This window comes from Rhizobium acidisoli (genome assembly GCF_002531755.2).
GTDB classification, from domain to species: domain Bacteria; phylum Pseudomonadota; class Alphaproteobacteria; order Rhizobiales; family Rhizobiaceae; genus Rhizobium; species Rhizobium acidisoli.
In genome coordinates this window covers 491271-516972 of the sequence record NZ_CP034998.1, presented here as the reverse complement: position 1 = coordinate 516972, position 25702 = coordinate 491271, and the positions used below count along the sequence as shown (strand labels likewise).

22 protein-coding genes and 1 pseudogene are annotated in these 25702 nt (G+C 63.1%); 7 read left to right on the top strand and 16 right to left on the bottom strand.

Going from position 1 to position 25702, the window contains the following annotated elements:
* The first annotated feature begins 46 nt into the window (after positions 1–46).
* The gene (locus CO657_RS02545) at positions 47–931 is read left to right on the top strand and encodes a GntR family transcriptional regulator (RefSeq protein WP_003588275.1); all 885 of its coding nucleotides are present in this window, start codon (positions 47–49) and stop codon (positions 929–931) included.
* A 100-nt stretch (positions 932–1031) separates the two neighbouring features.
* Here the strand turns inward: CO657_RS02545 and lpxK are convergent, their stop codons facing one another.
* The 6 genes from lpxK to CO657_RS02515 form a co-directional block, all read right to left on the bottom strand.
* Positions 1032–2105, bottom strand: a complete 1074-nt coding sequence (gene lpxK / locus CO657_RS02540) for a tetraacyldisaccharide 4'-kinase (RefSeq protein WP_003588276.1) — start codon at positions 2103–2105, stop codon at positions 1032–1034.
* Positions 2106–2208: 103 nt separating this feature from the next.
* Complete coding sequence (locus CO657_RS02535) at positions 2209–2931, bottom strand: HAD family hydrolase (protein ID WP_054181421.1); 723 nt, start codon at positions 2929–2931, stop codon at positions 2209–2211.
* Between the two features lie 9 nt (positions 2932–2940).
* Positions 2941–4260 carry a lipid IV(A) 3-deoxy-D-manno-octulosonic acid transferase gene (gene waaA, locus CO657_RS02530; protein ID WP_003588278.1) on the bottom strand — a complete coding sequence of 440 codons (1320 nt, stop codon included), beginning with the start codon at positions 4258–4260 and terminating at the stop codon, positions 2941–2943.
* Positions 4261–4449: 189 nt separating this feature from the next.
* Positions 4450–4689, bottom strand: coding sequence for a DUF4170 domain-containing protein (locus tag CO657_RS02525; RefSeq protein WP_012556727.1), 240 nt, complete (start codon positions 4687–4689; stop codon positions 4450–4452).
* 61 nt (positions 4690–4750) lie between these two features.
* Positions 4751–5560: a 3'(2'),5'-bisphosphate nucleotidase CysQ gene (locus tag CO657_RS02520; RefSeq protein WP_054181420.1), complete on the bottom strand. Its 810-nt coding sequence runs from the start codon at positions 5558–5560 to the stop codon at positions 4751–4753.
* Between the two features lie 73 nt (positions 5561–5633).
* Positions 5634–6980 (bottom strand): TldD/PmbA family protein, encoded by a 1347-nt coding sequence (locus CO657_RS02515; protein ID WP_054181419.1) that lies wholly within the window; start codon positions 6978–6980, stop codon positions 5634–5636.
* Positions 6981–7099: 119 nt separating this feature from the next.
* On the opposite strand from CO657_RS02515, the gene CO657_RS02510 reads away from it, so the two are divergent.
* A complete protein-coding gene (locus tag CO657_RS02510; RefSeq protein ID WP_012556724.1) occupies positions 7100–8914 on the top strand; it encodes a monovalent cation:proton antiporter-2 (CPA2) family protein in 1815 nt (604 codons plus the stop codon).
* On the opposite strand, the gene CO657_RS02505 is transcribed toward CO657_RS02510, so the two are convergent.
* The 3 genes from CO657_RS02505 to CO657_RS02495 are packed head-to-tail and all read right to left on the bottom strand — an operon-like array spanning position 8911 to position 12371.
* A complete protein-coding gene (locus CO657_RS02505; RefSeq protein WP_054181418.1) occupies positions 8911–9792 on the bottom strand; it encodes a patatin-like phospholipase family protein in 882 nt (293 codons plus the stop codon). The genes CO657_RS02510 and CO657_RS02505 overlap by 4 nt on opposite strands.
* Positions 9793–9805: 13 nt before the next feature.
* Positions 9806–10366, bottom strand: a complete 561-nt coding sequence (gene rsmD, locus CO657_RS02500) for a 16S rRNA (guanine(966)-N(2))-methyltransferase RsmD (protein ID WP_012556719.1) — start codon at positions 10364–10366, stop codon at positions 9806–9808.
* Positions 10347–12371: a pseudouridine synthase gene (locus tag CO657_RS02495; RefSeq protein ID WP_054181417.1), complete on the bottom strand. Its 2025-nt coding sequence runs from the start codon at positions 12369–12371 to the stop codon at positions 10347–10349. Before CO657_RS02495 ends, rsmD begins: the two co-directional genes overlap by 20 nt.
* Positions 12372–12461: 90 nt before the next feature.
* On the opposite strand from CO657_RS02495, the gene CO657_RS02490 reads away from it, so the two are divergent.
* The gene (locus CO657_RS02490) at positions 12462–12899 is read left to right on the top strand and encodes a nucleoside deaminase (protein ID WP_054181416.1); all 438 of its coding nucleotides are present in this window, start codon (positions 12462–12464) and stop codon (positions 12897–12899) included.
* A 263-nt stretch (positions 12900–13162) separates the two neighbouring features.
* On the opposite strand, the gene CO657_RS02485 is transcribed toward CO657_RS02490, so the two are convergent.
* The 4 genes from CO657_RS02485 to CO657_RS02470 form a co-directional block, all read right to left on the bottom strand.
* Entirely contained in the window at positions 13163–13792 is a 630-nt protein-coding gene (locus CO657_RS02485; RefSeq protein WP_003588295.1) for a hypothetical protein, read from the bottom strand.
* Between the two features lie 131 nt (positions 13793–13923).
* Positions 13924–16815: an isoleucine--tRNA ligase gene (gene ileS / locus CO657_RS02480; protein ID WP_012556716.1), complete on the bottom strand. Its 2892-nt coding sequence runs from the start codon at positions 16813–16815 to the stop codon at positions 13924–13926.
* Between the two features lie 287 nt (positions 16816–17102).
* Positions 17103–18086: a bifunctional riboflavin kinase/FAD synthetase gene (locus tag CO657_RS02475; protein ID WP_003588298.1), complete on the bottom strand. Its 984-nt coding sequence runs from the start codon at positions 18084–18086 to the stop codon at positions 17103–17105.
* Positions 18087–18112: 26 nt separating this feature from the next.
* Positions 18113–18961: a TIGR01459 family HAD-type hydrolase gene (locus tag CO657_RS02470; RefSeq protein WP_003588300.1), complete on the bottom strand. Its 849-nt coding sequence runs from the start codon at positions 18959–18961 to the stop codon at positions 18113–18115.
* A 284-nt stretch (positions 18962–19245) separates the two neighbouring features.
* On the opposite strand from CO657_RS02470, the gene groES reads away from it, so the two are divergent.
* From groES to CO657_RS02455, 3 genes are all read left to right on the top strand, one after another.
* Entirely contained in the window at positions 19246–19542 is a 297-nt protein-coding gene (gene groES, locus CO657_RS02465; RefSeq protein WP_003545797.1) for a co-chaperone GroES, read from the top strand.
* Positions 19543–19612: 70 nt separating this feature from the next.
* Positions 19613–21256: a chaperonin GroEL gene (groL, locus tag CO657_RS02460; RefSeq protein ID WP_003584509.1), complete on the top strand. Its 1644-nt coding sequence runs from the start codon at positions 19613–19615 to the stop codon at positions 21254–21256.
* A 554-nt stretch (positions 21257–21810) separates the two neighbouring features.
* Positions 21811–22257, top strand: a complete 447-nt coding sequence (locus CO657_RS02455; RefSeq protein WP_054181415.1) for a hypothetical protein — start codon at positions 21811–21813, stop codon at positions 22255–22257.
* Positions 22258–22434: 177 nt separating this feature from the next.
* On the opposite strand, the pseudogene CO657_RS02450 reads toward CO657_RS02455, so the two are convergent.
* Positions 22435–23137: pseudogene (locus CO657_RS02450) on the bottom strand (glutathione S-transferase family protein).
* Positions 23138–23349: 212 nt separating this feature from the next.
* Between CO657_RS02450 and CO657_RS02445 the strand changes: the two are divergent.
* Positions 23350–23763, top strand: a complete 414-nt coding sequence (locus CO657_RS02445) for a DoxX family protein (protein ID WP_003588305.1) — start codon at positions 23350–23352, stop codon at positions 23761–23763.
* 84 nt (positions 23764–23847) lie between these two features.
* Here CO657_RS02445 and hisG read toward each other — a convergent pair whose 3' ends face one another.
* Together hisG and CO657_RS02435 are read right to left on the bottom strand one after the other, a co-directional pair.
* Complete coding sequence (hisG, locus tag CO657_RS02440; RefSeq protein ID WP_054181414.1) at positions 23848–24543, bottom strand: ATP phosphoribosyltransferase; 696 nt, start codon at positions 24541–24543, stop codon at positions 23848–23850.
* Positions 24540–25661: an ATP phosphoribosyltransferase regulatory subunit gene (locus CO657_RS02435; RefSeq protein ID WP_054181905.1), complete on the bottom strand. Its 1122-nt coding sequence runs from the start codon at positions 25659–25661 to the stop codon at positions 24540–24542. The genes hisG and CO657_RS02435 overlap by 4 nt, the downstream gene beginning before the upstream one ends.
* Between the last annotated feature and the right edge of the window lie 41 nt (positions 25662–25702).

The window sequence follows — 25702 nt, the reverse complement described above, 5'->3', positions numbered from 1 at the left end:
GTCAAATTGTTTCTTATGGATATCTAAACATGCCGGAAGTTGTGCAATGAGGACGGATACGACCTTTAAGCGGGCCTTTAATGATATGATCGATATCATTCGGGCATTCGATCTTGGAGAGGAATTGCCATCGGAAAACGCACTGCGCGCCCAGCTTGGCGTGAGCAGAACGACGGTGCGGAAGGTGCTGGCGGCGATGTCCGCACGTGGGATCATCGTATCCGAAGCGCATAGGCGGATTATACGGGAGCAGCCGCGGCAGATAGAGCGCTATCCGAAGGAAGAGACCTTAGCCATTTCGGAACAGTTCGAGACGAGTTTCATGGAATGGATGCTGCGCGGCGATGCGTGTCCGGGCACGGAAATCAATGAGGCTGAATTGGCTCGGAAATTCGGCGTCGCGACAACCATAGTCCGTGAGTTCCTCAATCGATTTCAGAAATATGGGCTGATCGAGAGGCGTCAGAATGCAGGCTGGGTTTTTAAAGGGTTCACCGCAAGTTTCGCACTCGAACTGTTCGAAATCAGAGAAATGTTCGAAATGCGCTCCGCACGCCTGTTCGCTACCCTGCCCGACAGCTCACCCATCTGGAAGCAGGTGCGTGCCGTACGAGCGGCGCATTTGGAACTACTCGCGGATATCGATGCCCGGTTTCAGGATTTCTCGGAACTGGACAGCCGGTTCCATCGCCTGATTGTGGCTGTCGCGCCAAACCGTTTTATCGAAAGCTTCCAAGACGTGATCGCCATGGTCTTCCACTATCACTATCAGTGGAACAAGCGGGATGAACGCGCGCGCAATGAGGTCGCCATTGGGGAACATCTCGCGCTGATCGATGCCCTCGAAAGCCGCAACATCGCGTTGATCGATCACGCTTGTCGGTCGCATCTGACCTCCGCCCGCGAAACTTTGCTTCACTCGATCGTGTAACCACATTGCGATTGGGGGTAGGAGAAAGCCGGACGAAGCGGCGGACAAGAGGCCGTTGATCCATAGCCTCCGCAAACCAACGCGAGTTTGCAGCAGTCTTTTAGACCGGCTCAGCCTTTCCGGGACTCGCTTTAACGCCGGCCTTGATCTCACGCAGACGCCGCTCGCGGCAGGCAACGATCGCCCGGTCGATGATCAGGCTCGGGGCGAGGTGATCCTCGAACACCATGTCGACCTCGATCACCCGGCACTTTTCCGCGAGCTGTGCCGCCTTGCCGGGATGACCGGAGAGACGGACGAAATCCTTTGAGGTGGTGACGATCAGCAGGCCCTGACGCTCGGCGGTCGTCAGGATGTCGTCGATCTCGTCCTCGGTCAGGTGCTCGTGGTCGCCGAAGGATTTGGCGACGGTGATTTCGGCGCCGCGCGATTCGACCGTGCGGAAGAATTTGGCGGGATCGGCGATGCCGGCGAAGGCGAGCACCTTCATGCCGGTAAGCGTATTGTCGCCGCGCACTTTCAGCGCGGCGGTGAAATAGGGCTTTGCGGCGCGTGCCGCCATGCGGACGATCCTGTCGGCGGCATTGCCGCCGCCGACCTTCAACAGGGCGGTGGCCGAACGCAGCTGCTGGCCGATCGGGGCCCGCACCGGGCCGGCCGGCACGATATGGCCGTTGCCGAGGCCGCGGGTCGCGTCGATGACCAGCAGGGCATAGTCGATCGCCAGCCGGGCGCTCTGGAAACCGTCATCCATGATGATGAGATCGGCGCCCTCCGCCACCAGACGCTGAGCCCCGTCGACGCGCCTCCGCGAAATCACCGTCAGCGCCTCCCGGGCAAGCAGCAGCGGCTCATCGCCGACGGCAACCGCCCGGTGGTGATCGGGATCGACCACCGTCGTCACATCGAGAGAGCCGCCGTAACCGCGGCTGAGAAAGCCCGGTTTCAGCCCTTTCGCCTTGGCGGCGCGGGCAATGGTCAGCGCCGTCGGCGTCTTGCCGGCGCCGCCGACGGTGAAATTGCCGACGCAGATAACCGGAATGGCAACGGAGGCGCGGCGCCCATGGGCCATGCGGTGGCCGGCGATACGACCGTAGAGAAAGGAAACAGGCGCCAGCAGCCAGGCCCGCCAATCGGCTTTCCTCCACCAGAACGGCGGCGCTTCGGATATCATCTTGCCGTTCCGCTCCCCTGCCCGCCTTGCGGCAGCCAGCCCCTTGCTTTTCGACCGGCCGGATTGAGAAGCCAAAATCAATGAAAATGCAAGCCCTTACCCGTCAGGCCGGCTGCAGATCCGGCAGCAGCGTCTCGAGCGCGGTGATATCGTCGAGCACATGATGGGCGGCAGCGGCCAGCGAATCGCGCGAACCGGTGCCGGTCAGCACCGCGATCCTTAGCCCCGTTCCGGCATTCAGGCCCATATGCAGATCGTGATTGTTGTCGCCGACCATCGCCACTTCCTCGGGCGAAAGGCCGGTCGCGGCGCAAAAGCCGAGCACCATGCCCGGTTCCGGCTTGACGCCGAAACCGCTGTCATATCCGGCGATATAATCGACATAGCGGGCGAAACCGAAACGTTCCGCCGTCTGGCGGATCGAGCGCTCATTGTCGCTGGAGGCGACGCCGAGCTTGAAGCCGCGCCGATGCAGTCTCGCAAAGAAGCCGGCGAGATCGGTTACCGGCACGGAAAATTCGGCGGCGTTGGAAAACAGCTCGTCGAGCCGAACCGTCAGTTCGACGACCTCGACCATCGAGCCCGCAGCAACCAGGCCCTCGGCAATCTGGCGGGTATTGCCGGCGGCAAGCAGGCTGTCGGGCACGATATGGCCGGTCACCGGATCCATGCCGCAGGCCAACAGCAACCGGTCGGCGAGAAGCGGGTCGCCCTCGGCGGCGATACGGGCAAGTTCGCGGTTTACCGGCAGCCAGCTCTCGTCATAATCGAGCAGCGTCCCGTCCTTGTCGAAGAGAATGCCTTTGATAAGGGACGCTGCCGCCATGCTTTATCCTCAGAGCTGGGCCACGGCCTTGGGCAGCAGCCGCGCCTTCACCGTCAGCGGGTTGATATAGGGTTCCAGCCCCTTGACGGTGGCGGTCAGCGCACCCCGCATCTCGTGCACGGCGGTAATACCGGCCTCGATCATATTGCGGCGGGCTTCGTCATTGGTCAAAAGGTAGTGCACGCCCTTGGCCAGCATTTCGGTATCGCGCACCATGCGGGCGCTGCCGCTGCGGGCAAGCTTCTGATAGGCATCGCGGAAATTCTGCACATGGCCGCCGGAGAGAACGGCGCAGCCGAGCATGGCGGGCTCAAGCGGGTTCTGGCCGCCTTCGGCAAACAGCGAGCGGCCGACGAAGGCGATTTCCGTCAGTCGCAGATAGAGGCCCATTTCGCCGATCGTATCGCCGAGGAAAATATCGACATCGGCCGACAGGACATCGTCGCGAGTGCGGCGGGCGACCTTCAGCCCCAGCTTGACCAGAGCCGCCTCGATCTCGTCACAACGGTCGGGATGGCGGGGCACGATGATCGTCAGCTGACGATCGCGCTCCCTCAGTGCCCGATGAACGATGGCGGCGGCATTCTCCTCGCCGTCGAAGGTCGAGATCGCCGCCCAGGTCTTGCGGTCGCCGATCTGCTTCTTGTAGCGGGCGAGGACAGCGCTGTCATAGGGCGGTGCGTCGGTATCGACCTTCAGATTGCCGGAGGTGATGACGGGAACGGCGCCGAGATCGCGGAAACGTTCGGCATCGATATCCGACTGGGCGATGACGAGGGCGAGATTCTCGAACAAGGCTTCGGCGATTGCCGGCCGGCGGCGCCAGCGGGCAAAGGAACGATCCGACATGCGGGCATTGATCAGGATCTGCGGAATGCGGCGGCGGCCGAGTTCCAGCACCGTTGCCGGCCAGATCTCGGATTCGGCGATGATGGCGCAATCGGGCTGCCAATAATCGAGGAAGCGGCTGACCGAGGGCTTCAGGTCGAGCGGCACATATTGGTGGATCGCGTCATTGCCGAGGCGCTCGGCGGCGAGCCTCGCCGAGGTGATCGTGCCTGTGGTCAAGATGACATGGATGTCGCGGCGGCGGATTTCACGGATCAGCGGAATGACGGCATTGGTTTCACCGACACTTGCGGCATGGAACCAGACGAGCGGGCCCTGCGGCCGGTTGGCGCTCGGATAGCCGAAGCGTTCCAGGCGTCGCGCCCGGTCTTCCTTGCCCTTGGCCGTGCGGTAGGTGATATAGAGGCCGACGACAGGAGAGGCCACGGTTCCCGCCAGACGGTATGCGCTCAGACCGAACCGAGCCATCCGGGAACTCATTGCGCCAGTCTCCGATCCAAGATCGACATCAAACCCATTCCCTCATTATCGTTGCGGCCGGAATGGCCGATGAATTTGTTCAGAATGCGTCAAACGATCCGGATCGACGGACGGCCGGTGCACGAAGCCCGGCGCGACGAAGCGCAGGCCGCCGATACATGCCGCGGCCGATGGCCGAGATCGGCTGCTTCAGGCCTTTTCCTGCGGATCGAGCAAACGATGCATGTGGACGATGAAATAGCGCATATGCGCATTGTCGACCGTCTGCTGCGCCTTCGACTTCCAGGCTGTCAGCGCCGTGGCATAATCCGGGAAAATGCCGACGATATCGAGACCCTTCAGATCGCGGAACTGGACGTTGTCGAGGCTTTCCAGTTCGCCGCCAAAAACCAGATGCAAAAGCTGCTTCTTGTCACCGGAGTCAGTCATTTTTTGTTCTCTTTCTGCTATTCTCCTCCGCCACCCCATCTGCGGGATTTTGACGGAAACGTCAACTGTCTCGTCGTCCCGCAAAGGCCGCGAGAAACTCAGCGATGCGGGGCGTCGGTGCTGCGCAAAGGACGTTGTGGGTCACGTCGGCGCGATTGTAGACGATCGGCCTGCCGTCGAGATCGACGAGGCCACCGCCGGCGCAGCTCAGGATCAGATCGGCGGCGGCCAGATCCCAATCATGCGAATTGCTCTTGACGAAGGTGCCTTCGAGACGACCGTCCGCCACCATGGCGATGCGATAGGCAAGCGAGGGAATGTGCTTGTGGCGGCTGACCCGGTCGCGAAACTCCGGCGGAAAGGTCTTCAACAGATCCTCGCCGACCGCAAGGCGGCTCGTCTCCTCCGGTCCTGCGGCGGAGACGGTGAAGGGCACGCCGTTCTTCAGCGCCACGCCGCCATCGACGGCCTCATAGAGTTCCTCGAGCGCCGGGGCATAGAGCACGCCGGCGACCGGCCGGCCGCGATGAACGACCGCGACGCTGACGCACCAGAGCTTCTGCCCGCCGAGAAAGGCGCGCGTGCCGTCGATCGGGTCGATGATGAACAGCGTCTCATGCGCGAGGCGGTCGGCATCATCGTCGGTTTCCTCAGACAGCCAGCCATAGTCTGGCCGCGCCTTGCGCAGAATGGTCTCGAGCGTTTTGTTGGCGGCGAAATCGGCGGCGCTGACGGGGGAGCGGTCGTCGTTTTTCCACCAGACCTCGGGAGACTGGTTGAAGAAACCGAAAGCGACCGCACCGGCCTCTTTCGCAGCATCGACGATCAGCGTGAGATCGTTCTGCCAGCGGGCCTTTTCCCTATCGCTCATCGCATCAATCCGTCCAACTTTCGTTTGAGCATGATGTCGTCCGAAAACCGCACACACTTTTCGGCATCATGCTCTAGCGCCCTGCCAGCGTCATGCCTTCGATGGCGAAGGTCGGGGCCGCGACGCCGAACTTGCGGTCGATGTCGTTTGCCGGCGTCAGCCGCATGAACATGTCCTTGAGGTTCGAGGCGATCGTCACCTCGGAGACCGGGAAGGTCAGTTCGCCGTTCTCGATCCAGAAGCCGGTGGCGCCGCGGCTGTATTCGCCGGTGATCATATTGACGCCGTGGCCGATCAGCTCGGTGACATAAAAACCGTTGCCGACGCTGCGGATCAGTTCCTCCGGCGTGATGTCGCCGGGTTCAAGGGCAAGATTGGTGGAGGACGGCGAGACGGCAGTGCCGCCGCGCACGCCGCGGCCGTTGGTCTGAAGGCCGAGTTCGCGCGCCGTCGAGGTCGACAGGAACCAGTGCTTCAAGACGCCGTCCTCGATCATCACCATCCGCTCGCCCGATACGCCCTCGCCGTCGAAGGGCCGCGAGGAGGGGCCGCGCACGATCAACGGATCGTCGGTGATCGACAGGCCCGATTTCAGCACCTGCTGGCCCATCCTGTCGCGCAGGAAGCTCGACTTACGGGCGACGGCGGCACCATTGATCGCGCCGGCGATATGGGCGACGAAGCCGCGGGCGACGCGCGGGTCGAAGATGACGGTGACGTCCTTGCCGGTCGGCACCTGGCGCGGATTGATGCGCTTGATCACCCGTTCGCCGGCGCGGCGGCCGATGTCGGCGGGATCGTCGAGCTCGGCATAATAGAGCCGGCTGTCGAAATCATAATCGCGCTCCATGCCGGTGCCTTCGCCGGCGATGACGCTGACGGAATGGCCGAAACGCGAGGCCATGTAGCTGCCTTCGAAACCGTGCGAGGTGGCAAGAACCAGGCCGCCCATGCCGGCCGAGGCACCGGCGCCGGAGGAATTGGTGACACCCTTGACCGCAAGGGCCGCGGCTTCGGCGGCAAGGCCTGCCTCGCGCAGCATCTCGGAGGAGACCTCGGTGGTATCGAGCAATTGCAGGTCGGGATAGGATTTCGCCAGGCTCGCCTCATCCGCGAGGCAGGCGAAAGGGTCTTCCGGCGAGACCTTGGCCATGGCGACGGCGCGTTCGGCCAGCGCCTGGAGATCGAAGCCCGGATTGGCCGAAACGCTGGCGACGCGCTTGCCGATAAAGACACGCAGCGAAAAATCGTCGCTTTCGGAAGATTCCGTGCCCTCGACCTTGCCGAGGCGGACGCTGACCGATTGTGAGCGCGACCGGACGACGACGGCGTCGGCGGCATCGGCCCCTGCCTTCCTGGCCAGATCGATCAATTGACTTGCGCGGGAAAGAAGTGTCGAGGAATCGATTTCAGAGGACATGATTTGGCCTTTCCTTCGGCTTCCATTTATTGTGCACTCACCCAAGCATCAAGGCCGCCGCCGCCGATTCTTTGTCGAGGCTGCCGGCCTGTTCCCCGCCGTCGAAAGAAATCGCCCCGATGTCCGCGTCCAATGCCTTTTTTTCCGAAACGATCCTGCTGCTCGGCGGAGCGGTTGTGGCCGCACCGATCTTCAAGAAGCTCGGGCTCGGCACGGTGCTCGGCTATCTCGCCGCCGGCATCGTCATCGGACCGGTTTTCCACGGCATCACCGACGGCGAACAGATCCTTGCCGTTGCCGAACTCGGCGTCGTCTTCCTGCTTTTCATCATCGGGCTGGAACTGAAACCCAGCCGCCTCTGGCAGATGCGCCGCGACATTTTCGGCCTCGGCACGGCGCAGGTGGTGGTGACCGGGCTGGCGTTGACAGCGCTTGCCTGGTTTTCTGAGGTTCTCGACTGGCGCGGCAGCATCGTCGCCGGCTTCGGCCTGGCGCTGTCTTCGACGGCCTTCGCCATGCAGATCCTCGAGGGTGACGGCGACGTCAACACGAGGTACGGGCAGCGCTCCTTCTCGATGCTGCTGTTCCAGGACCTGGCGATCGTGCCACTCTTGGCGCTGATCACCGTGCTCGACGGCGGTGGCAAGGGCAGCCCTGCGCCACTCACCGATTTTGCTGTCGCCGTCGGCGCGGTCGCGGCGATGGTCGTCATGGGGCGCTACCTGCTGACGCCGCTCTTCCAGGTCATCGCCCGCACCGGTGCGCGCGAAGCGATGATCGCCGCCGCCCTCTTCGTCGTCATGGGATCGGCGAGCCTGATGCAGCTTGCCGGGCTTTCGATGGCGATGGGCGCCTTCCTCTCCGGGGTGATGCTCGCCGAATCCTCCTACCGGCACGAGCTGGAGGCCGATATCGAGCCCTTCCGCGGTGTGCTGCTCGCCATCTTCTTCATCGCCGTCGGCCTGTCGCTGCAGCTCGACGTGCTTGCCGACAACGTGCTCTTCGTCATCGTCGCGGTGCCGATCATCATGGCGGTCAAGGCGATCATCATCTACGGGCTCTGCCGGATCTCCGGCTCTCCGCATGATGATGCGATCCGCATCGCCTTCCTGCTGCCGCAGGGCGGCGAATTCGGCTTCGTGCTGTTTACCGCGGCGGCGACCGTCGGGCTGATGTCGGCGAGTACCGCATCGCTGCTGGTTGCGATCGTCACGCTGTCCATGGCGCTGACGCCGATCGGCGCGGCGCTTTCGAAGCGTCTGCTCAGCGGCGACGAGCATGAGGAGCTGGATGAGGATTTCGAGGGCGCCGGCGCCGACGTGCTGATGGTCGGCTTCTCGCGTTTCGGCCAGATCGCCGCGCAGATCCTGCTTGCCGGCGGGCGCAGCGTCACCGTCATCGAATTTTCGGCGGACCGCATCCGCCAGGCCTCCTCTTTCGGCTTCCGCATCTATTTCGGTGACGGCACCCGCAAGGACGTGCTGCGCTCGGCCGGCATCGACCGGGCAAAGATCGTGCTCGTCTGCACGCAGAAGAAGGAGGTGACCGACAAGGTGGTGGAGCTGGTGCAGGCGGACTATCCGCACACAAGGCTCTACGTGCGCTCCTACGACCGTATCCATTCGATCGAACTGCGCAACAAGGGCGTCGATTACGAGCTGCGCGAAACGCTGGAATCCGGCCTGCTCTTCGGACGGCGGACGCTGGAGGCGCTCGGCGTTCCCGAGGTCGACGCCTATGAGATCGGCGAGGACATCCGCAAGCGCGACGAGGCGCGTCTGGTGCTGCAGGTGTCCGAAGGGCTGCAGGCCGGCCGCGACATGCTGTTTTCCCACCCTGTCCGCCCCGAACCGCTGGTCAAGCCGAAACGCGCCGCCGATCCCTTCGAGGACGATCCGCTGGCGGGAACGGTGGATGCGACGGCAGAGGCCTAACTCTTCAGCCGCGCCTCGATCTCGCGGTCGAGGGCGAATTTCAGCTCGTCCTTGACGCCGATCGACATGGCCAGGACGTCGCGGGCCTTGAGGAAATCCATGACGCCGGTGCGGCCGACGGCCGGGCGCAGGAAGATGTGCGGCTGGCAGAGCTTCAGCTTCAGCGTGATCGCCGTCTGCATCATCAGTTGGCCGGAGCCGAAGATGCTTTCCATGCGGTTCGGAATATGGGTGCCGTCGCCTTCCGGCGCGCCGACGACATCGATGCCGATGACGATATCGGCGAGATCCATCAGCGGTTCATAGGGCACGGGATTGCTGATGCCGCCGTCGATCATCACGCGGCCGCGCAGGCGCACCGGCATGAAGACGGCGGGAATGGCGGAAGAGGCGGCGAGTGCCGGAAACAGCTCACCCTCTTCGATGATGACTTCGTTCTGGCCGTAATAATCGGTGGTGATGACCTTCATCGGCACCAGCAGATCTTCGAAGCGGGCCGGCAGCTCGGCCGGCAGAAAGGCTTTCAGGATCCGCTCCAGATTGAACTGGCCGATGCGGATGCCCTTGGCCACCGCATCGCGCACCGTCGCCGGCCGCAGGCCCCAGATGCGGGCAACGACCGCCGTCTTGTTGCCGACGGTCGTCAGCGCATGTTCGCGGATTTCGGCGCCCGACATGCCGGCGGCCATGCCGGCCCCCATGATCGCGCCCATCGACGAACCCGATATCGCCACCGGGCGGATGCCGAGTTCGTCGAGCGTCTCGATGATGTGGATGTGGGCAAGTCCGCGCGCGCCACCGCCGCCGAAAGCGACGGCGACCGTCGGAAGGTCGCTGATCGCAGGCAGTTTCGGGCTGATGATCTCTGCCTGCTGCACGCCCCGCCCCCGCTTATTGCGGCTGATACCGGAAGAAATGCACCCTCGTATCGCCAAAGATGCGGTTCTCGAGGAAAACATAGGAAGGATGCACGGATACGACAATATCGGCGCGTTCTTCGAGCACCGCGATCGCGCCGGGCCTGAGCCAGCCGCCCCCGGCCGCCGCCGCCATCGCCTTTTCGCCGAGGCCCTTGCCATAAGGCGGATCGGCAAACAGCACGTCGAAGGCTTCGAGATTGCCGACGCTGCCGAGATCGGTCGCATCGCGGCGCAGGATGCGCGTGCGGCCGTGGAGGCCGAGCGCATCGATGTTTTCCCAGAGCAGCGCCCTGCCCTCGACGCTGTTTTCGACGAAGAGCGCGTGGCGACAGCCGCGTGAAACGGCTTCGAGGCCGACCGCGCCGGTTCCGGCAAAAAGGTCGAGGATCCGGGTGCCATCGACGCATTCCGGATAAGCATGGCTCAATATATTGAACAGGCTCTCGCGCGTCCGGTCGGCAGTCGGCCGGATCTCGTTGGATTTTGGCACGGCGAGAGGCCGTCCGCGAAATTCACCGCCGACGATCCGCACCGCGCGTCATTCCCTTTCCTTTTCCACCACTTCTGGACGGCCCGCCCGCAGGCCTGTCGCCGCCTGGTCTTTCACCGCTTGGCTTGGCGCCTTTCGGCTTACCGGAAAAATTCTTCGGCCCGCCCGGCTTGGCACCGAAGCCCTTGCCGCGCGGCTTATCGCCAGAAGGCCTGCCGCCTGGGGACTTGTCGCCGAAGGATTTTTCGCCACGCGGACGCTCGGAGCGGCCCTCGCCGGCAAAACTTCTGGCTGCGCGCGGGCGCTCATCACCCTCCTCGCGCGGCCTGCGTTCACCCCGCGGCTTGTCGCCGAAGGGGCGGTCGCCACGTGAAGGACGATCCCCGAAAGGCCGGTCACCGCGCGGACGCTCCGAACGCGCCTCACCGGTGGAGGCTCTGGCGGCACGAGGACGTTCATCCCCATCGCCACGCGGTTTGCGATCACCGCGCGGCTTGTCGCCGAAGGGACGATCACCACGCGAGGGACGATCACCGAAAGGCCGATCGCCGCGCGGACGCTCCGGCCGGCCTTCGCCGGCAGAGCTTCGGCTACGCGGACGTTCGTCACCCCCTTCACGGGGGCGGCGGTCGCCGCGGGCCGGGCGGTCGCCAAAACCGCGGTCTTCGCGGGCAGGCCGATCCCCGAACGAGCGCTTGCGGCCTTCGCCCTCATCCTTGCGGCTGGGCTGCTCGCTCGAGCGGATCCATTCGCCGTCCTCTTCGCGCACGCGATTGATCTGCGTGCGCGGGCGATCCTCGATATGGTGGGAACCGGTGCCCTTTGCCGGCGCCTGCTCGCCGCGCCGGCGCGCGGTCTGCTCATTCTTGGCGGCCTTCGCCGCTGCCTTTTCACCGAGCGGCCGGGCGCCGGGCGCCATCCAGACATTGGCGCTGCGGCGCTGGCCGAGCGGCTGGGGACGTTTCGGCTTGTCGTCGTCGAAGCGCCCGCCATCGCGGCGGTCGTCATCTCGACGCCCGCCACCGCGGCGATCGTCGCGCTTGGTGTCGAGGCGGCTCAGCGCCCGTTCGCGCTTGTCTTCGTCGCGGCGCGGACGCTGCTCGCGCCTTTCCGGCGCTGGGGCTTCGGCCTCTTCCTCGGCGGCGACGGCCGGCGCATTGTAGATCGGCGCATCGAAATTCGCCTTGGCTTCCTCGATCAGGCGCGGGCCAAGCTGGTCGCGAAGCGTGCGGCCGCGCACCTCAATGACATGGCCTTCCGGCAAGTCGCCGAGCTGGAACGGGCCATAAGAAATGCGGATCAGACGGTTGACGTCGAGGCCGAGCGCGCCCATCACGTTCTTGATTTCGCGGTTCTTGCCTTCGCGAAGACCCATGGTGATCCAGACGTTCGAGCCCTGCGTGCGGTCGAGCGTCGCCTCGATCGAACCGTAGAGCACGCCGTCGACGGCGATGCCGTCCTTCAGCTTGTCGAGCGCGTCCTGATCGATGTCGCCATGGGCGCGGACACGGTAGCGGCGCAACCAGCCGGTGGCCGGCAGTTCGAGCGCGCGGGCAAGACCGCCGTCATTGGTCAGCAGCAGCAGGCCTTCGGTGTTGATATCGAGGCGGCCGATCGACATGACCCGCGGCAGTTCTTCCGGCAGGTTGTCGAAGACGGTCGCGCGGCCTTCGGGATCGGCATTGGTGGTCACCAGCGCGGCCGGCTTATGATAGAGCCACAGCCTGGTGCGCTCGATGCCGCGGATCGGCACGCCGTCGACCTCGATGCGATCGGCCAGCGTGACGTTGACGACCGGGGTATCGAGAACCGCGCCGTTCAGCGTCACGCGGCCTTCCATGATCATGCGTTCGATGTCGCGGCGGGAGGCGACGCCGGCGCGTGCCATCACCTTGGAAATGCGTTCGGCCTTGGCCTCGCCTTCGGTCTCGGCCGCGATTGCAGCCTTTGCCGGCTTCGTGCCGCCCGACTTCGCGCCGGCCTTCGGCCCGCTGTCGCGTGAAAAGGGCTTTGCGCCCGGGCGTTTTGGCTTGTCTTTGGGTGTCATTTGTTGTTTGCCTGCCTTTTGGGCCTGTCTATCAGGTCACGCATCTGCGGTTAAGTGGAAATTCTTGCGATCGTGAAGACAAATCGTTTCATGGAGATGGCGCTCAAAGAGGCACGCGCCGCCGGAGAACGCGGCGAGGTGCCGATCGGCGCCGTCGTCGTCATCGACGATATCGCGGTTTCTCGCTCGGGAAACCGCACGCGCGAGCTTAATGACGTGACCGCACATGCCGAAATCGCCGCGATCCGGCTGGCCTGCGAAGCACTCGGCCAGGAGCGTCTGGTCGGTGCCGATCTCTATGTGACGCTCGAGCCTTGCACCATGTGCGCGGCAGCCATCTCATTTGCGCGTATCCGCAGGCTCTATTACGGCGCCGAGGACCCGAAAGGCGGCGGCGTCGACAATGGCGTGCGATTTTATGCGCAGCCGACCTGCCATCACGCTCCGGAAGTCTATTCCGGCTTCAACGAGGTGCAATCGGCCGAGATATTGCGGACATTCTTTTCGCAAAAGAGAGAGGCGCCGTAGCCTCAGGCGCGCGCCACTGCCGCCGGTTTGCGCCGATGGCTGCCCCTCACCCTAACCCGACCGGGTCGAGCCACTGGTCTCGACCCGTCCTTCGGACCCCCGTAAACGGGGCGAGGGGACGTGCCCTGCGAAAGGTTGATGGGGAACGGAGAGGCTGCGGCTTGCTCCCTTCGCCCCGCGAGCGGGGAGAAGGTGCCGGCAGGCGGATGAGGGGCTGGCCTCGCCGATCTCCCGGGGCGGCGCCTAAGCGCCTAAACAAGCCGCTATTGCAGGAAGTTCCACCACTGCTTGCCGCTGTTGGCGACCGCCGCGTCCTTCTTGCGCTTCTTCTGTTTCTTAAGTTCGGGCTCGCCGACATCATCAAGCTTTGCCGGGTCGTCGACGGTGCGGTAGCCGGGCGGCGGATCGGAAATATAGCGGCGCTGATCGACATAGGAGCCCTTCTGCAGGGCGCGGGCTTCGCGATAGGCCTTGGTCTGGGCTTCGGTCGTGCGCCGGCCGCCCTCAATGGCCGAGCTTGCCAGCGGCGAGCGGTAATTCGGATTGTCGGAGTTGGCGTCGGCTTCCCCGACCAGGCGGGCGCGGGTTTCCTCCGGCGATTCAATCCATTGCGGATTGTCCTTGTTGGCGACCGTCGCCTGCGGCGCGACGAGGGTTTCCCTCTGCGCCTGGGCTGGCAGCACCAGCGTCGGGCGCGGCGTGTACTTGACGCCCTTGTTTTTCGGGTCCGGCCCGGTCAGCGACACGGACTGACCGAGATCGTCGGTCAATTGCTCCATGGCGGTCTTGTCGGTGCCGTAGGTCGGGCTGCTGGCGCAGCTGGAGACCAGGGAGCATCCCGCCATGACAACAGACAGGCAGGCGCCCATACGGAACCAATGCGTTGCGAACATGAAAACCCTTCCAGCCACCGGTGCAATCGTTGCCCAACCGGACAACCGTCCCCCTGACGCAAAAATCCGGCCATTTTCAGGCAGCTTTTACCGGATGAACCGCGAAAACGCAATTCACCCGGCAATATTCTTCACGCGAGCCGGGCAAGCTCGCGAAGCGCGGCAGCGTCACGGGCCGAGACATCGGGATATTCGGGATCGGAGCCCACATCCCTGGTGATGCGCCAGGAGCGGGCGCATTTTTCGCCCTCGGCAAGCTTCGGCACGACGCTGACCAGAGGCACCTCGGCAAGGCGGAAGGCCTCCGCCGGGCCTTCGCCGGCGGCAATCTCTATGGCCGAGGTGATGCAGACTTCGGTGAAGTCCTGGCCTTCCAGCGCCTTCATCAGTTCCGGATCGGCGATGTGGACGACGGGAGCGGCTTCCAGCGAAGAGCCGATGCGCTTGTCCTTGCGCTCGATTTCCAGGGCGCCCGTGACAACCGAGCGGACGGCGCGGATCTTCTTCCACTTCTCGGCCAGCGCATCGTTGCGCCATTCCTTTGCAACAGGGGCAAACTGCTCCAGATGCACGGAAACGGCGGACGGGTTGCGCGACAGCCAGGCCTCCTCGGTGGTGAAGGGCAGCATCGGGGCAAGCCAGGTCACCATGCAATCGAAGATCTGGCGGATGACGTGCAGGCTGGCGCGCCGGCGCAGGCTCGACGGCGCGTCGCAATAGAGCGCGTCTTTGCGGACATCGAAATAGAAGGCCGAAAGCTCGACATTGGCGAAATCGATCAGCGCCCGGGCGATCTTCTTGAAGTCGAAGGCATCGTAGTTTTCGCGCACCAACTCGTCGAGTTCCGCAAGCCGGTGCAGCATCAGCTGCTCCAGCTCCGGCAGATCGGCAAGCAAGATCTCCTCGCCCTTGTCATGGGCAAGCGTGCCGAGCATCCAGCGGATGGTGTTGCGCAGCTTGCGATAGGCGTCGACATTGGTCTGGATGATCGTCTTGCCGACGCGCAGATCGTCGGCGTAATCCGAGGTCATCACCCAGAGGCGCAGGATGTCGGCGCCGGCATCCTTCATCACTTCCTGCGGGGCGGTGACGTTGCCCTTCGACTTCGACATCTTCTCGCCCTTCTCGTCCATGGTGAAACCATGGGTGAGGACGGCGTTATAAGGCGCGCGGCCGCGGGTGGCAGCCGATTCCAAGAGCGAGGAATGGAACCAGCCGCGATGCTGGTCGGACCCTTCTAGATAGAGGTCGGCCGGCCACTTCAGGTCAGGGCGGTCCTCCAGCGTGAAGGTGTGCGTCGAGCCGGAGTCGAACCAAACGTCGAGGATATCCATGACCTGCTTCCAGCGGGAATGGTCATGGTCATTGCCGAGGAAGCGCTCCTTGGCGCCGTCGGCAAACCAGGCGTCGGCGCCCTCCTGTTCGAAGGCCTCGAGGATACGGGCGTTGACGGCTTCATCGACCAGGACCTCGCCCTCATCGTCGGCAAAGACGGCGATCGGCACGCCCCATGCTCTCTGACGAGAAAGAACCCAGTCCGGGCGGCCCTCGATCATGGCGCGCAAGCGGTTCTGGCCGGCGGCGGGCACGAAACGCGTGTCGTCGATCGCCCCCAGCGCGCGCGAACGCAGCGTCGTGCCGTCGGCAAGGGTCTTGTCCATATAGACGAACCATTGCGGCGTGTTGCGAAAGATCACCGGCTTCTTCGAGCGCCAGGAATGCGGATACTGATGCTTCAGCCGGCCGCGGGCAAAGAGTGCGTTGCGTTCGATCAATGCCTTGATGACGCGGTCGTTGGCATCGCCCTTCTTGCCGTTGTCGTCGATGACGCGGGCGCCTTCGAAGCCGGGGGCGTCCGATGTGTAGAAGCCGCCATCATCGACCGGGAACGGGATTTTGGAGTCGATGCCACGCGCCTCAAGCGTGCGGACGGCCGACATCCAGGCATCGAAGTCTTCGCGGCCGTGGCTGGGTGCCGTGTGCACGAAACCGGTACCGGCATCGTCGGTAACATGGTCGCCATCGAGCAATGGGACGGCGAATTCATAGCCGCCGTCCAGACCCTTGAAGGGATGCGCACAGGCCATCGCTGCGAAGTCGGCCGCAGAGACATCGCTGAGGCGCTTGTACTGCAGCTTTGACTTGGCGAAGGATTCCTCGGCCAGCTTGTCGGCAAAGATCAGCTTTTCGCCGGGACGCGGACCAAAATCGTTCTCGGCAGCCGTTACCTCGTAGAGACCGTAGGAGACACGCGCGGAAAAGGAGACCGCGCGATTGCCGGGGATCGTCCAGGGCGTCGTCGTCCAGATGACGACGAAGGCATCCTTGAGCGCAGCCGGACCTTCGACAACGGGGAATTTCACCCAGATCGTGTCGCTCTCGTAGTCTTGGTACTCGACCTCGGCCTCGGCCAGCGCCGTGCGCTCGACGACCGACCACATGATCGGCTTGGAGCCGCGGTAAAGCTGGCCGCTGGCGGCGATCTTCAGGAGTTCGCCGGCGATGCGCGATTCCGCGTGGAAGTTCATCGTCGTGTAGGGATTGTCGAAGTCGCCCTCGATGCCGAGACGCTTGAACTCTTCCGCCTGGGTCTTGATCCAGCCGGTGGCGAATTCACGGCATTCCCGGCGGAATTCGTTGACCGGGACCTCGTCCTTGTTCCTGCCCTTCTCGCGGTACTTCTCCTCGATCTTCCATTCGATCGGCAGGCCGTGGCAATCCCAGCCGGGCACGTAGTTGGCGTCGTAGCCGCGCATCTGGAACGAGCGGTTGATGACGTCCTTGAGGATCTTGTTCAGCGCGTGGCCGATATGGATGTTGCCATTGGCATAGGGCGGGCCGTCGTGCAGGACGAACTTCTCGCGGCCGGCGGCCGAGGCGCGCAGTTTCTTGTAGAGACCCATCTCCTGCCAGCGCTTGACCAGCTCCGGCTCCTTCTGCGGCAGACCGGCGCGCATCGGGAAATCGGTTTCGGGCAAATAGAGGGTCTTCGAATAGTCGATCTTTTCGGCTGTGTCGGTCATATCGGGACAATCGTTTCTGGCGGCCCAGGAAGGGGCGCAACGGCGTGAAAAAGCTGGTGACGGAAGCGCTCATATCCAAGCGCCAAAAACCCGGACCTCCCGGCCGCTTAGCGCGCGCGGAAGGCCGGGCCGATAATTCGCATCGTCATCGCCAGCCGAAATTTCGTCATAGCGCCGGTTCATAGGCGTTTTTGCCTGGAAAAGGAAGAGCAGAATTCGCGCTATGCGATCCCCCGTCGCGAGCGAAATTTTGTTTGCGATCGAAAAATCCCGTACCCAGCGCAGCCTCAGGAAAAGCAGAGCTTCCGGTCGAGTTCGCCCAGGGGCTGGACGCCCGACAGCAGCGCCCTCGCCTCCTCCTCGTCGCGCTTGATCTGGGCGACGAGCGGATCAAGGCCGTCGAATTTCAGTTCGGGTCTCAGATAGCCGAAGAAGGAGACGGCGCAGCGCTGGCCGTAGAGGTCGCCGCTGAAGTCGAAAAGATAGGTTTCGAGCAGCGGCGCGCCGTTTTCCGTCACCGTCGGGCGGCGGCCGTAGCTGGCGACGGCGTCGTGCAGCGTGCCATCCTGGCGGCGGAAGCGGACGGCGTAGATGCCGGCGGCAAGTTCGACCTCCGGCGGCAGGCGCATGTTGGCGGTGGGAAAACCGAGCTGCCGTCCGAGCTTTTCGCCGTCGATCACCTCGGCCTCGACCGTATAGCGGTAGCCCAGCATGCCGGCAACTTCGCTGACGCTGCCTTCTTTCAGCAGCGCGCGGATATGGCTCGACGAGACGACATCGGCGTTTTCATCGCGGAAGGCATCGATCAGGGTGACGCCGAAGCCATAGGTCTGGCCGGCGTTCATCAGGAAGGCGGGACCGCCCTCGCGGCCGCGGCCGAAATGGAAATCGAAACCGGTGACGACTTCCGATGCGCCGAGCCAATCCTTGAGGATCGAATGAATGAAATCATCGGCCGAGCGCTGCGAGAACTCGTAGTCGAAGGGATATTCGATCACCGCGTTGAAGCCCAAAGTTTCCAGGATGCGCGCCTTCAGCGGCGCGGGCGTCAGGCGGAAGACCGGGGTCTCGGGCCGGAAGACGGTGCGCGGATGCGGTTCGAATGTCAGCACCAAAGCCGGGATGCCGCGCGCCTTGGAGATTTCGAGCGCGCGGTTGAGCACCGACTGGTGGCCGCGGTGCACGCCGTCGAAATTGCCGATGGCAATGACGCCGCCCTTGAGATGGGCGGGCAAGGGTTCCCGGGTTTCATTGCGGTGGAAGACGGTCATCGGCTGGCTTCTCTTTATGCAAGTCTCTATGCAAGGCGGGGCATCCACCACTTCGGCGCGGCGTTTTCCCGATCGAGATAGGCGTTGAGGATCGCCTCGTCGGTCTCGCCGTTCAAGGTGTATTCCCGGGCGTGGATACCGCCGCTGATGTAGAGAAGGTCGAGGCCGTAATTCAAGGCGCCGCGCACATCGGTCGGCATGCCGTCGCCGATCGCCAGCACGCGCTCGACGGGGAAATCGCCGCGAAGCTCGCGGGCAGCCGCCAGCGTCGCCTCATAGATCGGCCGGTGCGGTTTTCCGGCGATGCGGGTGCTGCCGCCAAGCTGCTCGTAATAGGCGGCCATGGCGCCGGCGCAGGGAATGATGCGATGGCCGCGCTCGACGACGAGGTCGGGATTGGCGCAGATCATCGGCACCTGGCGGGATTTGAACTCCAGAAGCATGTCGGTGTAATCCTCCGGCTTCTGGGTCTCATCGTCGAAGAAGCCGGTGCAGACGAGCGATTGCGCTTCGCCTGCCGGCCGGCGCTCGACGTCGAGACCGTCAAGCAACGGGCTGTCACGCTCGGGGCCAAGCAGAAAGACCGTCTTCGGCCCTTCGGCAATCAGCCGGCGGGTGACGTCGCCAGAGGTGACGATCCGGTCATAGGCGCTGTCGGGAACGCCGATCTGGCGCAGCTGTTCGACCACCTGCCAGGAAAGGCGCGGCGAATTGGTGATGAGGACGACGGCGACGCCGCCGGCGCGCGCCGCTTCAAGGGCAGCGGCTGCCTTCGGAAACGGATCGACGCCATTGTGAACGACGCCCCAGACATCGCAGAGCACCACGTCATAGTGAGCCGTGATTTCCGAGAAGCTTTCTATCCGCCTGGCCATTCCGATTTCCCGATTTGCTTCAGTCACCGGTGACATTGCAAAGGCGCAAGGCGATGGCAAGGAATTTTCTTTGTCGTCCGCCCAGCGTGCCGGTTTCGGCGGCAATCTGCGTAATTCTCCGGCCTCTTCACAATTCCGGCACAAAAATTCGTGATTGCTCTCATTGACTCCTTTCGGAGCCATCCCTAAATGCTCGTCGCTAGCACTCACCGCAAGGGAGTGCTAACATCTATCCATGTGGGCCGCTCCGGCCCGCGAATGTCATTCGATCGAGGGATTAGACAATGGCAAGCACCAACTTCCGCCCCCTTCACGACCGCGTCGTTGTTCGCCGCGTTGAGTCCGAAGCCAAGACCAAGGGTGGCATCATCATTCCCGATACCGCCAAGGAAAAGCCGCAGGAAGGCGAAATCGTCGCCGTCGGTTCCGGCGCTCGTGACGAGTCCGGCAAGGTCGTCGCACTCGACGTCAAGGCTGGCGACCGCATCCTGTTCGGCAAGTGGTCCGGCACCGAAGTCAAGATCGACGGCGAAGACCTTCTGATCATGAAGGAAGCCGACATTATGGGCATCATCGGCTGATCAGCCGCTGGCCTTTCCGACGTAGCCGACGGGTCCAGAACCCGGACACTCGAATTGAGGAGTTTCAATCATGGCATCTAAAGAAATCAAGTTTGGTCGTACCGCGCGCGAAAAGATGCTGCGTGGCGTCGACATTCTCGCCGATGCAGTCAAGGTAACGCTCGGCCCGAAGGGCCGTAACGTCATCATCGACAAGTCCTTCGGCGCTCCGCGCATCACCAAGGACGGCGTTTCCGTCGCCAAGGAAATCGAACTCGAAGACAAGTTCGAAAACATGGGCGCCCAGATGGTCCGCGAAGTTGCTTCGAAGACCAACGACATTGCCGGCGACGGCACCACGACTGCAACCGTTCTGGCCCAGGCGATCGTTCGCGAAGGCAACAAGGCCGTTGCAGCCGGCATGAACCCGATGGACCTGAAGCGCGGTATCGACCTCGCTGTGGCCGACGTCGTGAAGGATCTCCAGGCCAAGGCCAAGAAGATCTCCACCTCTGAAGAAGTTGCACAGGTCGGCACGATCTCGGCAAACGGCGACAAGCAGGTCGGTCTCGACATTGCTGAAGCCATGCAGAAGGTCGGCAACGAAGGCGTCATCACGGTTGAAGAAGCCAAGACCGCCGAAACCGAACTCGAAGTCGTCGAAGGCATGCAGTTCGACCGCGGCTACCTCAGCCCCTACTTCGTGACCAACCCGGAAAAGATGATTGCCGACCTCGAAGACGTCTTCATTCTCCTTCACGAGAAGAAGCTCTCGAACCTGCAGTCGATGCTTCCGGTTCTCGAAGCTGTCGTCCAGACCGGCAAGCCGCTCCTGATCATCGCTGAAGACGTTGAAGGCGAAGCTCTTGCGACGCTCGTCGTCAACAAGCTGCGCGGCGGCCTCAAGATCGCTGCCGTCAAGGCGCCTGGCTTCGGCGACCGCCGCAAGGCCATGCTCGAAGACATTGCCATCCTGACCGGCGGCACCGTGATCTCCGAAGACCTCGGCATCAAGCTCGAATCCGTCACGCTCGACATGCTCGGCCGTGCCAAGAAGGTTTCGATCTCCAAGGAAAACACCACGATCGTCGACGGTTCGGGCGCCAAGTCCGACATCGAAGGCCGTGTTGCCCAGATCAAGGCCCAGATCGAAGAAACCACCTCCGACTACGACCGCGAGAAGCTGCAGGAACGTCTTGCCAAGCTCGCTGGCGGCGTTGCCGTCATCCGCGTCGGCGGCTCGACGGAAGTCGAAGTGAAGGAAAAGAAGGACCGCATCGACGACGCCCTCAACGCGACGCGCGCTGCCGTTCAGGAAGGCATCGTCCCCGGCGGCGGTATCGCTCTCCTGCGCTCCTCCACGAAGATCACCGTCAAGGGTGCAAACGACGACCAGGAAGCCGGCATCAACATCGTTCGCCGCGCCCTGCAGTCGCTCGTTCGTCAGATCGCTGAAAACGCAGGCGACGAAGCCTCGATCGTTGTCGGCAAGGTCCTCGACAAGAATGAAGACAACTACGGCTACAACGCCCAGACGTCCGAATTCGGCGACATGATCGCCATGGGTATCGTCGACCCGCTCAAGGTCGTTCGCACGGCACTGCAGAACGCTGCTTCTGTTGCATCGCTGCTGATCACCACCGAAGCCATGATCGCCGAACTGCCGAAGAAAGAATCGGCTGGCGGCGGCATGCCGGGCGGCATGGGCGGCATGGGCGGAATGGACATGATGTGATAGGCGAAAGCCTCCACTGATCACCATTCCGGCATCCGGAATAGGAAGGGCGGCCCTCGGGTCGCCCTTTTCTTTGGCGCCTAAGCGATTCGGTCCGTTGCGCGCAATTTTATGGCGCGTCGTCCTCTCCCGCCCCGGAAGCTTGCGCAAAGCTTGCGTTGTCGCGCTTTTTCAGGCCGCCGATCTCGGCGCAGAATTGCAGTGTCACGGCACCATTTCTCACTTCATATCCAGTGGAACGGTATCCAAAACGCACAAAATTGATGTGTCGGCGCTGCTTCCCCGCTCGATAGGCTGAGGATACCGGCATCCCAGGAAAAATGCCGATCCGACCACCCCTTAAAAAGCCGTTGCCGTTTGTTCAAAAGCTCCTATAAATCCGCGCTGCAATTGAAGCGCGCCCACAAACGAGCGCGAGAGACGTTCCGCGGGCCCGTTGGCCCGGGCAACGATCGCCGGTAAAAAGCACGGGCATCATGCCCGCTGCTGCGTGATCCTGTTTTTGTGTTTACCGAGCGTGCGGCGGAGGAGCTGCATCCGAACGGGGGAACGCCTTGTTTAAGATCGCCAAAGGCAATGCAGCCGTACCTTTGACACCCGGCTCGCTTGAACATCACAATCAAAATGACGAGATGGTGGCTCAGTTTTCGATTTCCGAGGCCTGGACCGGAGATTTGTCGAGCGGCATGCTCCGCCTCGGCGAATGGAGCGCGATGCTGCACGGCCTCTCCGCGCGAGACTGCGGGCTCTTGAGCCTGATCCGCTGCTATGACAGCAAAGACCGCGGCCACATCCTGGAGCTCTTCGAGCAGGCCGCGACGCTCTGCTCCTCCTTCTGTTTTTCGACGACGATCATCATGCCGAACGGCTTGCGCCAGCCGCTCTTCTGCATGGGCGAGTCGAACGGGCTCGAGGAAAAATACAGCGGCAGCATGGTCGGCGTCTTTATCTTTCCGCGCTTCAAGCTCGAAGGCGCAAGGCAGATCATAAGCCGGCTATAGAGGCTTAGGATGCCCCTCACCCTAACCCTCTCCCCGTTTTACGGGGAGAGGGGACGTGCCCTGCGAGAACTGTGCGGGGAACAGAGAGGTCGCCGCGTGTCCCCTTCGCCCCGCAAGCGGGGAGAAGGTGCCGGCAGGCGGATGAGGGGCCGGCATCAGCGATCTCTTGTCGATCAGCTATTCCGGCTTGACCGGAATGTTCAGCCCCTTCTCGCTGGCCGGTCGGGCGATGCAGCGCTGCAGCCAATCCATGACGGCGGGGAATTTCGCATAGTCGAGAACCTCGCGGCCGCCATAGAAGATATCAGCGCCGCGAACCCAGGTGAAAGTGGTGATGTCGGCGATCGTATACTGATCGCCCATGATCCACTGCCGACCCTTCAGCCGGCCTTCGAGCACGCCGAGCAGCCGCTTGCCGGTAGCGCTCCACCGGATAGGAATTGTTGGCGACCTTGTCGGCGGCGAATTTGTGGAAATGGCCGAACTGGTCGAACATCGGGCCGATCCCGGCCATCTGGAAAAACACCCACTGAATGCATTCGTAGCGGCCGGCGGCATCCGCAGGGATAAGCTTGCCGGTCTTTTCCGCGAGATAAAGCAGGATGGCGCCGGATTCGAAAAGGGCGATCGGTTTACCATCAGGCCCGTTCGGATCGATGATCGCCGGAATGCGGCCGTTCGGGTTGAGGGATTCGAATTCGGGCGACTTCTGCTCATTGGCGGCGAAGGAAATATAGTGCGGCTCATAGGCAAGCCCGAGCTCTTCGAGGGCGACCGATACCTTCACCCCATTGGGAGTCTGCAGGGAATAGAGCTGGATGATGTCGGAATTTTTCGCCGGCCAGCGCTTCGTGATCGGAAATGCGGACAGATCTGCCATCGGATTCTCCTTGTTGGGCGCCGACCATAAGAGGCCGGGCGCAGCAAAGGCAAGCGGCTGCCCGCAGGAGATCGTTCCACATTATTGAACGAACTGTCCCCGTTCGTTTATCTTTCCATAACGAAGGAAAAAGGCGACATAGGAGGCATCCGAGGTCCACACGGTGCCGGGGCACCCAGATCTCCAGAGTCCTTCAAACGGAGACAGCATCCATGTCGAACGCCATCATCCTGATTGCCCGCATTCTTCTTTCCTTCATGTTCATCCTTTCCGGCTTCATGAAGCTCACCGATCCTGCCGGTACTGCGGGCATGATCGCCGGTGCCGGCCTGCCGGCAGCAACCCTGTTGGCCTATGTCGCAGGCCTTTTCGAACTGCTGGCCGGCCTTGCCGTTCTCACAGGCTTCCAGGTCCGCATTGCCGGCTGGCTGCTCGCGGCCTTCTGCGTCTTCACGGGCGTTGCCTTCCACCTGCCCTACGCAAGCGGCACGGAACTCGTGAACATTCTCAACCAGATCATGGTCATGAAGAACATCACGCTGGCCGGCGCGTACATATTGCTCGCCACCGTCGGTGCCGGTGCCTATTCGATCGACGCTCGCCGCGGCGCCTACGCGGCTGCCTGATCCAACAGACATCCTCCCAGACATGCAGAACCCGCCGTCATTGAATTGACGGCGGGTTTTCTTATGCATTCAATGATCGCTAGATCAGAGGGCGGCGCGCACCGCGTCGATAATCGCCTGCACGACCGGCGCATCGACGTGGCTCTCCTTGCGGGCGCGCACCAGGCAGGCCTGCGAATGGAGGATGACGCCGTCCTGGAGCACCTTCAGGTGGTTGGCGCGCAGCGTCGAGCCGGTAGAGGTGATATCGACGATGATATCGGCCGAGCCGGAGGCGGGAGCGCCCTCAGTGGCGCCGAGGCTCTCGACGATGCGATAGAGCTGGATGCCGTGCTGGCTCGAAAAGAACTGCTGGGTCAGCCGCCAGTATTTGGTGGCGATGGCCAGGCGCCTGGAGTGGCGGGCGCGGAAATCGGCAGCGACATCGCCGAGATCGGCCATGGTTTCGACATCCAGCCAGATCTCCGGCACGGCGACGACGACATCGGCATGGCCGAAGCCGAGGCGGGCGCAGAATTCGACGCGCTTATCCACCTCGGAAAAACCTTCCCGCATCAGATCCTCGCCGGTGACGCCGAAATCGACGGTGCCGTTGCCGAGTTCGCGGGAGATTTCGGAGGCAGAGAGGAAGGCGACCTCGACATCGTCCCAGCCTTCGACGCGGCCGCGATAGGAGCGGTCGTTGCCGACAGCGGTGATCGGCATGCCGGCCCGTTCGAAGATCGCCGAAGCGTCGTCCTTCATCCGGCCCTTGGAGGGAAGCGCGATGGTGATGGTCATACGGCTGCCCTTTCGGTTTCGATGCGGTCGAGCCAGAAGGAGAAGCCGACGGCCGGAATGCGGTCCGTCGCACCGAGGAACGTCAGGAGTTTATCGAAACGGCCGCCGCCGGCCAGAACCGCGGCCGAACCCTCCACCGTCACCTCGAAGACGAGGCCGGTGTAATAGTCGAGCGGCCGTCCGAAGGCGGCGCGGTAATCGAGGCAGGAAAGATCGACGCCGGCATCGGCAAGGGCGGCGACCCGGCCGTTGAAGCGGGAGAGCGCATTGCCGAGTTTCAGGCCGGCAGCATCGGCAAAACCGGCCAGTGCTGCGGACGCATTGACGAGCGGCACGTCGAGCGACAGAAACTCTTCCAGCACATGGAAGGCCGCATCGTCGAGGCGCGTTTCGGAGAGGATGAGCTTTTCCTTGAGCCGCCGGGCAATCTCCAGCGGCGAGCGGCCGGCATTGGTCGAATAACCCGTCGCCTGCATTTCCTGCTCGAGATGGGAGACCAGCGCCAGCTCGTCGCCTGATGCGACAAGCTTGGCGATATCATCGTCCAGCCCGGTGACGAATTGCGGACTGACGAGACCGGCCAGCAGCGCTTCGAGCTGCGTCATGTTGCCGAAGGCGTGGATCAGCCGCTTCTGCCAGCCGAGCGGCAGGCCGAGCGCCTGGACGACCGCCTCGAACACTGCCTGGTCGCCCAGCGTCACCGACAGGCGCCGGCCTGGCAGCAGGCGGGCGAGAATGCCGGTGGCATCGCCGATGGCGCGGGCGTCGGCGCTCGGTATGTTGATATCACCGAGATCCTCGATGCCGGCCTGATAGAATTCATTGGCGCCGTCGCGGCGCTGGCGGAAGACTTCGCCGAGATAGGCGTAACGCTTCGGCGTGCCGGTCGCCGTCTCGATGTGGCGCAGACAGACGGGGATGGTGAATTCCGGACGCAGGCAAAGGCTGGCGCCGGTCTCACTCTCCGTCATGAAGATGCGGCGGCGCAGATCCTCGCCGGCGATATCGAGAAAGGGTTCGGCCGGCTGGATCACCGACGTGTCGATGCGCTCGGCCTTGCGGGCGTCGAACTCGGCCAGCAGGTCACTGGCAAATTCGGGGAGGTTGATCAGGGGCATGCCGCACTCCAAACGGTAGGCGAAGGGCGTGCCGGAAGGCA